The sequence below is a fragment of the Glycocaulis sp. genome (assembly GCF_052168375.1).
Taxonomy (GTDB): domain Bacteria; phylum Pseudomonadota; class Alphaproteobacteria; order Caulobacterales; family Maricaulaceae; genus Glycocaulis.
This window is the reverse complement of record NZ_JBQLZR010000066.1, coordinates 1-9,154: the sequence shown is the minus strand read 5'-3', so window position 1 is coordinate 9,154 and position 9,154 is coordinate 1. Positions and strand designations below refer to the sequence as shown.

The window sequence follows — 9,154 nt, the reverse complement described above, 5'->3', positions numbered from 1 at the left end:
ATCTCGCAGGCTGGTGAGCATTCCATCCGCGAGGCGCTGAGCTGGTTTTCCAACATCGAGGACCGCCTGACCGACAAGGAGCAGGAAATCGCGCGGCGTATCCTGAAGGAGATCCGCGACCGGCTCCGCTTCCTTGTCGATGTTGGCCTTGACTACCTCACGCTCAGCCGTGCCTCGGGCACGCTGTCAGGCGGGGAGAGCCAGCGCATCCGGCTCGCCAGCCAGATCGGTTCGGGCCTGACCGGCGTGCTCTACGTGCTCGACGAGCCCTCTATCGGCCTGCACCAGCGCGACAATACCCGCCTTCTGGAAAGCCTTCGGGGCCTGCGCGATCTTGGCAATACCGTGATCGTTGTCGAACATGACGAGGAAGCCATCGAAACCGCCGACTACGTGGTCGATCTGGGTCCGGCGGCGGGCGTGCATGGCGGCGAAGTGGTTGCGCAAGGCAAGCCGGAAGACATCCGCACCAATCCGAAAAGCCTGACCGGCCAGTATCTCGCCGGAACGCGCATGATCGAGGTGCCGGAAAAGCGCCGCAAGATCGATAAAAAGCGCATGCTGACCGTGAAGGGCGCGACCGGCAATAACCTGAAGAAAGTGACGGCGGAGTTTCCGCTGGGCGTCTTCACCTGCATCACCGGCGTGTCTGGCGGCGGCAAGTCCACGCTGACCCTGGAAACCCTATACAAGGCCGCCGCGCGCAAGCTGAACGGGGCGAGCGAGGTTCCGGCTCCGCACGATACGGTCGAAGGGCTGGAACTCCTCGACAAGATCATCGATATCGACCAGTCGCCCATCGGGCGCACGCCGCGGTCCAACCCGGCCACTTATACCGGCGCGTTCACGCCGATCCGTGACTGGTTCGCCGGCCTGCCCGAATCCAAGGCGCGCGGCTACAAGCCGGGACGCTTCTCCTTCAACGTGAAGGGCGGACGCTGCGAGGCTTGCCAGGGCGATGGGGTGGTGAAGATCGAGATGCACTTCCTGCCCGACGTTTATGTCACTTGCGATGTGTGCCACGGCGCGCGCTTCAACCGCGAGACGCTTGAAGTGACCTTCAAGGGCAAGTCCATCGCGCAGGTTCTCGACATGACGGTTGAGGAAGCCGCCGACTTCTTCCAGGCCGTGCCATCCGTGCGCGACAAGATGGAAACGCTCAAACAGGTCGGCCTTGGCTATGTGAAGGTCGGCCAGCCTGCGACCCAGCTTTCAGGCGGCGAGGCGCAGCGCGTGAAGCTCTCCAAGGAGCTCTCGAAACGCGCCACGGGCCGCACACTCTACATCCTCGATGAGCCCACAACGGGGCTGCATTTCGAGGATGTGAGAAAGCTGCTCGAAGTGCTGCACGAGCTGGTCGAGCAGGGCAATTCTGTGATCGTGATCGAGCATAATCTCGATGTCATCAAGACCGCCGACTGGCTGATCGATCTGGGCCCCGAAGGCGGCGATGGCGGCGGCGAAATCGTCGCGGCCGGCACGCCGGAACACGTCGCCGGCATCGAAGCCAGCTGGACCGGGCGCTATCTCAAACCGGTTCTCGAACGCGATGTGGCGCGCCAGAAAGCCCTGAAACAGAAGGCGGGTTAGGCGGCGGACGGATAGGCGTTGCGGGCATCCAGCTCGTGCTGTTCTAGCGCGTGAATGGCAGCATGGGCTACTACACCGCGCGAAACGAGAGCCGCAATTCCGCTACTCATTGTGGCGAGCAGGAATGCCAGCATATGGGCTGGACCGACGGCCTCTTCAGCTAGCAACCATTCGAGCCAGGGATTGGGGATGCCAAGACCCAGATTCCATTCGGTGGGTGGTTCAAGTCCTGCCAGCCCCGCAAGCAATCCGGGCACTAGCGAAACCAGCACGAAGGCCAGAACGCCAGCCACGAGCGATGCCAAACCCAGCCGCATCCAGAATGGGTCCGTGGCGGTGAAATGATCGAAAGGATTAAAGGCCTTTCGCCGCACAGCGAGCATGGTGGCAGCACCGATCCGCGCGGCGATGAAAACAAAAACAACCACAAGGATCAGAGGAAAGAGCTGCACGGCGACGGGCAGCGAAACGCCTCCCGCACTGAGGCCGGCGCCGATGATGATGAATGGCAAGGCCAATAGCAGAAGCAGGAGCGTTACGAGAATGCCGAGCGCTATCGACGTCCCGAAAATCCGCAACTCATCCTTGCCAAGCCTGTAGGGTATGGAGCCGACTGTCTCCTCGGTCGCCAGAAAGCGCGCCCACGCCCCTTCCGAACACAGGTGAACGACCAGTACAGCGATAATCAGGATGGCGGCAGAAAAAGCGAGCGACGCGGGAAGACCGGACAGCGAAAAAGAGACGCGCCCGTCTCCTCCCGCCGAGGCCACAACATGAAAGCTCACGACCGTTGCCGCGAACAAAAGCGCATCGAGCGCCCATATGCGCGCTGCTGCGAGAGGCCGCTGACGCACCCGCGAAATCCCGTGCCCCAAGGCATTCCCGAAGCTGAAAGCCATCGCCCGCTCCTCCCGATACCGGTCAGGCAAAGCGTGCAGGTAATCGCAGCTTGCTACAACCCGTAATTGGACCGACGGCGAAGATTCCAATCGGTAGCCGGGGACCCGCTCCCTGCTTCTCCCCTACCCTTTGCGCATCCGGATGCGCAGGAAGAGGATCAGGCTGAGCGTCAGGAATACGCCCGGCTGCACCAGAAGATGCGGGCCGACTTCGGTGGCTTCCACGCCCGCCATGCCGGTTGCCCGCTCGAGCACCTCCGCAAAGAGCTCACCCGGCGTGCGGTCGGGCTCGGAGGCTTGCGAGATGGCGAGCGGCATCAGCGTCGCTGCGGCGTTGAACGTGCCGTGGCCTGCCATGGCGCCCCAGATACCGCGCTCGGCATAGGCATAGAGCGCGAAGAACAGCCCCGTCGCCGTAACGCCGAATACCGCCATGAGACCGTAGGTGACGCCCGACACCATGACGTGCAGGTGGAACGCGCCGAAAACGATACTGGAGACAATGATCGCCGCCACCGCGCCCCAGCGGGCGGTCAGCGTGCTCATCATCCAGCCACGGAAGATCACCTCCTCGGCGCCGCCCTGGATCAGGAAGGTGACGAGAGCCATCAGCGCAAACCCGATAAAGACCGAACCGGCCAGCGCCGACCAGTCGGCGTCTTCGGGCAGTGCCATGTCGCGCATGCTTTCCGGCACCGCGTCAGGAGCAAGGGTCGTCAAGGCGGCCATGACACCGCCGAGCAGCAGGACCAGACCAACACCGACAAACAATCCGCGGACATAACGGCCCAGCCAGCCCGTGGCGGTAAAGCCCATAGAGGCGAAGCTGCGCCGCTCGAACGCCTTCACCCACAGCATTATGAGCGCAGCCCACAGGCCGAACTGCATCATCATGCCCGGCAGCACGACATCGCCAGACAGGGCGGCGGAGGTATCGCCTTCCGCAGCCGCTTCCAGCCCGCCCGGGGCCGTGGCGATGGCTATCGCGGTGAAGATCACCATCGGGATCGCCGAGACCAGATAGGTCAGGATCAGGATGAAGGACGTGGACCAGCCATAGGTGCGCCGGGATGCCGGTGCCCAGGGGCCGTAAAGCGCAGCCCAGGGCGGCGGAACGAGGGCCTGTTCGTGCATGATGGCTAGCCTTCTGACGGTGCTGCGCCGACCGATTCCGCAGGCGCGGCCAGATCGGTCTCAACCGGGCCATCACCGCCATCATGGCGCACGGCCACATAGGCGCCGACACCGTGCCACAGGCCTTCGAAGACGATCTGGAAGATGATCTGGGCTAGCACCATCACGCACAGGGCGATGATGACGGCGGGGCTGGACAGGGCTTCGGAGAGAACCGCCAGCACGACCTCCGGATCGGGATCGGCGCCGCTCTGCAGATCACCCATCAGCGGGGCGAACGCGCCCATCATGCCGCCCATCACCGCGATCTGCTGGACGATGGAAAGGATCATCGAACCGACCAGCGCGATCAGGATCAGAACCAGATAGGTCAGGACCAGCCAGCCGACGATGCGTTTCGTGGCGGCAAAGGACTGGAACAGGCGGAAGCCTTTCTGGCGGACGCTGAGCGCCGGACCGGCGGCAAAGCGCACAGCAATGATGATGGCGAGCACGGTGAAGCCCACCACGGCCACAAACCAGATCAGCCCGTTCACCAGCGCGGCCCAGACCTCGCCGTCGGCCGCTGAATTGATCCCCATCGTCACGCCCACCACGAGGGCAAAGAACAGGGCGGCCGCGATATAGGCGGCAATGGCAATGCCGATCAGGCACAGATTGACGAGGAAGAGACGCCCTTCATCCGCGCCGAGGCGGAAGGGAATGCCGCCAGCGACCTCGTTGCGGGTCAGAAGCCGCATCCACGCGCCCTGCGCCATGAGAGACGCAACGATCGACACGATAACGATGATGGGCGAGAGCGCGAGCAGGGTGCCGGCTGCGGCAAAAATCTCCGCCGGGTCCGGGTCATCATTCGTCGCCGCCAGTTCGATGATCGACTCAATAGCCGGCAGGGTCAGGAACAGCACTGCCCCGAAAATCACCGAGTAGAGGATGACCTGCCAGAGGGCGATGGAGAACGCGCCGCCCGGATTTCGACCTACGCACTTGAAAAACCAGAAGGTTGCGCTGGTGAAATCGTATTTCGCCTCGGTCGGAGATGTCATGGTTTTGTCCCTGCCCTACAACAATATGGCGGGACGCTATCACAGGGCCGTGATCGCGGCACGCCCTAAGCGGGATTTTGCGCCGTTTGTGACGTAAATTTCATGTAGAGGCGGGCATGCACGCCCAGCAAGGGCGAGAGAACCAGGGTAACCGTCCCGGCAACCAGCACGGCGCGCAAGAACGCGACCGCAAGCGGGCTCAATGCCTCGGACTGGACGCCCTGCGCAGGGTTGTAGCCGGTAAGGTGCTCGACCAGGATCGCAAAGCCTGCCAGCACGATCACGCCGGGCAGGATGGCCAGCGTGCCGGTGAGAAACGCACCAAGGCCGCGCCCCTGCAATATCGGCCATGCGGCCAGAAGCTGCACCTTGCCGCGCTCCAGCGTCGCCGGAATTGCAGGCAGAAGGCGGGAGATGAACCACAGGCCGAACGCGCTGAATACGGCAATCAGGGCCACCGCAATGCCCCACTCGGCGGCATTGAAGAGCGCAAAGATATTCACGAACCCTTCGGGCGGTTCGGTAAGGCCGGTGCGCTCTGCGCCCAGAATGGCGAGCGCGCCCAGCATGAAGGCCAGCATGACGAAGGCCGTGCCCAGCACTGTCAGGACAAGGATCACGGTCAGGCCCGCCACCAGCACGAGGCGCGAGACATCGCGCGCCCGGTCCTTCACCGCGCCCGCCTCCAGACCCAGCGCAGGGCGGGTGATCAGCACTGCGGCAATCACCCAGGCATGAAAGCCGAGGATGAAGAGCAGGGTTACACCGATCACGCCCGGGCCCGCCTCGCCTGTCATCGAGAAGACCAGCGCTTCAAGAGCCGCTACCGCCGCGCACAAGCCGGCGGCGGCCATTTCGGCGCGCGGCTGGCGGAAGATCAGGGCAAACCCGTCTTGAAGGGCATCTGTATGGATCAGCTTCATGATTGCGGGACTTAGCCCGATGCGCGCACCCTGCCAAGGATCACTGTGACGCAGGGGGTGAAGCAGATGCCGTCCCGGTTTGAGCGCGCGCCCTTGCAGCGCTATATGGCGGTCATGACACACACCTCACCCATACACATCATTGGCGGCGGCATGGCCGGTTCGGAAGCGGCCTGGCAGGCGGCAGAGGCTGGCGCGCGCGTCATCCTGCACGAAATGCGCCCCGTGCGGCGCACTGAAGCGCACCAGACGGATGGTCTCGCAGAACTGGTCTGCTCCAATTCCTTCCGCTCCGATGACCACGAGACAAACGCGGTCGGCTTGCTGCACGAGGAGATGCGCCGCGCAAACTCGCTGATCATGGCGATGGGCGATGTGAACCAGGTGCCCGCCGGCGGCGCGCTCGCCGTGGACCGCGAGGCCTTTTCGCGCGCGGTGACGGCAAAACTGGAGGCCCATCCCAATATCGAGATCCGCCGCGAGGAGATTGCCGGTCTTCCCCCCGAAGACTGGGACAATGTGATCGTGGCCACAGGCCCCCTCACCTCGCCCGCTCTGGCAGAGGCTGTCCATGGCCTGACTGGCGAAGGCGAGCTCGCCTTCTTTGATGCCATCGCGCCGATCATCTTTGCCGACAGCATCGATATGGACATTGCGTGGAAGCAGTCGCGCTATGACAAGGGCGAGACGGAGGAAGACCGCGCCGCCTATATCAACTGCCCGATGAACCGGGATCAGTACGTCGCTTTCGTCGAGGCACTGCTGGCCGGGGACAAGACCGAGTTTCGCGACTGGGAGAAGGACACGCCCTATTTCGAGGCCTGCCTGCCGATCGAAGTGATGGCAGAGCGCGGCATCGAGACTCTGCGCCATGGGCCGATGAAACCGCGCGGCCTGACCAATGCCCACAAGCCAGATGAAAAGGCCTATGCGGTCGTCCAGCTGCGCCAGGACAATGCGCATGGCACGCTGTTCAACATGGTCGGCTTCCAGACCAAGCTGAAATACGGGGCGCAGACCGACATTTTCCGCCTCATTCCAGGGCTTGAGAACGCGCAGTTTGCGCGCCTGGGCGGCATTCACCGCAACACCTTCCTCAATTCCCCCAAGCTTCTTGATCCGCTGATGCGGATGAAGGCGCGGCCTTCGCTTCGCTTTGCAGGGCAGATCACGGGCGTTGAAGGCTATGTGGAAAGTGCCGCCATGGGGCTGCTCGCTGGACGGTTCGCTGCCGCAGAACGTCTTGGCCAGACTGTAACGCCGCCGCCGCCGACAACAGCGCTGGGCGCACTTCTCATGCACATCACCACGGGCCACGTGCCAGGCCGCAAGGGCGCCTTCCAGCCCATGAACGTCAATTTCGGCCTGTTTCCGGACATGACCGGCCCGTCAAAGGGTCCCAATGGCGAACGTTTGCGCGGCGCAGCGAAAGCGCAAGCCAAGAAGCGCCTCATGACGGCGCGCGCATTGGCCGATTGTGATGCCTGGCTGGGGCGGACGAGAGCCGCCGCCGAATAACGCTCAGACCCGGCCCGACAGCGAGGCGGCGAGAAGCCGCCATTGCTGCAGGAAAAGCGGCGCTTCGCCCGCTGGCTGAAACGGGTTGGACTGCACACCTGCCCGCTTCACCGTGCTGCGCGCCAGCGTTGCATGGCCAAGCGCAGGAAACACCTCCAGCGGCAAGGCGGCGCGGGTCTCGGTCAAAGCCTGCGCAGCCTCTATCGCCAGTGTCAGCAGACTGGCGCGCGCCTTGGCTGCCCTTTCAGGGCTCAATCCCCGGCGCAGCGCCTCCAGACCCACTCCGGCTGCGTCCATTTCCGCCTCGGTGAGCGGTGGACGGCCTGCCGCGCACAGGCCTGCAAAGTCCCGCAGCATTCGCGCATAGCCGAGCAACCGGCCGGCTGCCCGAAGCCCGGCCTCGCCCTGCTCTCCAGGCTGCCAGTCAGGCGCGCACAGCCGCGCTGCCAGACGCACCGGAAGGACCGACACACGTTCCACATAGCGCTCACGCTCGGCAGCATCGGGAAAAGCGCCTTCGCCCAGATCGGCCTGGCGCGCCTCGGTGATGAGATTCAGCGCTTCCAGGTCAGGCGCTCCCCGAACGCCGCGCAGCGATGCCAGCGCTTCATAGACCGGATGACGGCGCACGCGCGGCGGATCGGCGAACAGGTCTGCCAGCGCGTCGCGCGCCCAGGCCAGGCGCATCTCGCCGATTACCGGCTCGCTCACCTTGCCGGCGATTGCGGCCAGTTCCGCATCGAATGCGTAAAGGGCGAAAAGCCGGCTGCGCACATCTTCAGGCGCAAACAGGCAGGCGAGATACCGGCCCTGATCGTGCTGCCGCACCATGTCTGCCAGCGTCTCGGCCATCGTCGTGTGACACTTCCTTGAAATCCGCGTGCCAATCGCAGGCGCGCACGTGTTTTGACTTGCAATGCGGCGTGCGCGGGGGGAGCCTCCACACAGTCCAGAAATCACCCCCGAGCGGAGAGCCAACATGTATGACGCGGACAAGCGCCTGACCACCCTGTTGCTGGCAACGGCGCTGGCCGGATCGCTTGGCCTCGCCGCATGCAATCCCCCCTCGCAAGCCAGCGCCGATACCGTCAGCGAAGCTGTGCCGGCAGCGCGTGAACTGAATGGCGAAGGTCTTGCCACGCTGGATGCCGCGCTGGACCAGTTTGCGCAGGCTGGCGCGCGGTCAGGCTATGTGGCCCTGATTGCCCGCGACGGTGTCGTGCAGCACATTTCAGAGGCCGGCTACGCTGATATCGAGGCCGAACGCCCGATGACGGCCGACACGCTTGTGCGTATCGCCTCGATGACCAAGCCGGTTACCGCCGTTGCCGTGCTCCAGCTTGTCGAGGACGGTGCCCTGCGCCTCGACCAGCCGCTGGCTGACATCATCCCGGCCTTCGCCGACGCCCGCGTTGCGGTCTCCACCAGCGCTGGCGAGGATGGCGAGATTGAAACGGTTCCGGCCGACCGCGCCGTCACCATCGAGGATCTGCTCACCCACACCTCCGGCATCGGCTATGTCTTCGACTACGAGACTGATCTCGGCCGGCTCTATCTCACCCGCAACATCTATGAGGACCGGGTGATGTCGCTGGAAGAGCGCATCGACCAGCTGGCCGGCCTGCCCCTCTACTTCCAGCCCGGTGAGCGTTGGTACTACAGCTGGGCGAACGACATTCTGGGCCGCGTGGTGGAAGTCGCGTCCGGTCAGGACCTCGAAGCCTACATGCAGGCGCGCATCTTCCAGCCGCTCGGCATGGAAGCGACCACTTTCTTCCCGACCGGAGAAGCGCGCGACAGGATCGCGACCCTCTACACCCATGACGAGGCGGGCGCGCTGCAGGCTGTCCCTGACACGCTCGACTATGCGGTCGATGCCAATGCCGCTGCCGGTGGCGCTGGCCTCTTCTCCACCGCGAATGACTATTTCCGCTTCGCACAGGCGCTCGCCAATGGCGGGGAGCTGGATGGCGCGCGCATCCTCTCTGAAGAGAGCGTCGCGATGATGACGCAGGTGCATGTCGGCGCCGACCGCATGCCAGCC

At 64.1% G+C, this 9,154-nt stretch carries 8 protein-coding genes; 3 read left to right on the top strand and 5 right to left on the bottom strand.

The features are described 5' to 3' along the window. The coding region (uvrA, locus tag ACTS2Z_RS02695; RefSeq protein WP_442571690.1) for an excinuclease ABC subunit UvrA at positions 1-1,590 on the top strand (1,590 nt) is incomplete at its 5' end. On the opposite strand, the gene ACTS2Z_RS02690 is transcribed toward uvrA, so the two are convergent. From ACTS2Z_RS02690 to ACTS2Z_RS02675, 4 genes are all read right to left on the bottom strand, one after another. After that, a complete protein-coding gene (locus ACTS2Z_RS02690) occupies positions 1,587-2,579 on the bottom strand; it encodes a hypothetical protein (RefSeq protein ID WP_442571689.1) in 993 nt (330 codons plus the stop codon). The two genes, uvrA and ACTS2Z_RS02690, sit on opposite strands and share 4 nt — an antisense overlap. 33 nt (positions 2,580-2,612) lie before the next feature. Next, positions 2,613-3,623, bottom strand: a complete 1,011-nt coding sequence (locus ACTS2Z_RS02685) for a CPBP family intramembrane glutamic endopeptidase (protein WP_442571688.1) — start codon at positions 3,621-3,623, stop codon at positions 2,613-2,615. A gap of 5 nt (positions 3,624-3,628) precedes the next feature. Beyond that, positions 3,629-4,669, bottom strand: coding sequence for a hypothetical protein (locus ACTS2Z_RS02680; RefSeq protein WP_442571687.1), 1,041 nt, complete (start codon positions 4,667-4,669; stop codon positions 3,629-3,631). A 65-nt stretch (positions 4,670-4,734) separates the two neighbouring features. Further along, positions 4,735-5,592 (bottom strand): hypothetical protein, encoded by an 858-nt coding sequence (locus tag ACTS2Z_RS02675; RefSeq protein WP_442571686.1) that lies wholly within the window; start codon positions 5,590-5,592, stop codon positions 4,735-4,737. Between the two features lie 114 nt (positions 5,593-5,706). On the opposite strand from ACTS2Z_RS02675, the gene trmFO reads away from it, so the two are divergent. Next, complete coding sequence (trmFO, locus tag ACTS2Z_RS02670; protein ID WP_442571691.1) at positions 5,707-7,110, top strand: methylenetetrahydrofolate--tRNA-(uracil(54)-C(5))-methyltransferase (FADH(2)-oxidizing) TrmFO; 1,404 nt, start codon at positions 5,707-5,709, stop codon at positions 7,108-7,110. Between the two features lie 3 nt (positions 7,111-7,113). Here the strand turns inward: trmFO and ACTS2Z_RS02665 are convergent, their stop codons facing one another. Further along, positions 7,114-7,962, bottom strand: coding sequence for a squalene/phytoene synthase family protein (locus tag ACTS2Z_RS02665; protein WP_442571685.1), 849 nt, complete (start codon positions 7,960-7,962; stop codon positions 7,114-7,116). A gap of 127 nt (positions 7,963-8,089) precedes the next feature. Between ACTS2Z_RS02665 and ACTS2Z_RS02660 the strand changes: the two genes are divergently transcribed. Beyond that, positions 8,090-9,154, top strand: a 1,065-nt coding sequence (locus ACTS2Z_RS02660; RefSeq protein ID WP_442571684.1) for a serine hydrolase domain-containing protein, incomplete at its 3' end; no start/stop codon positions are given.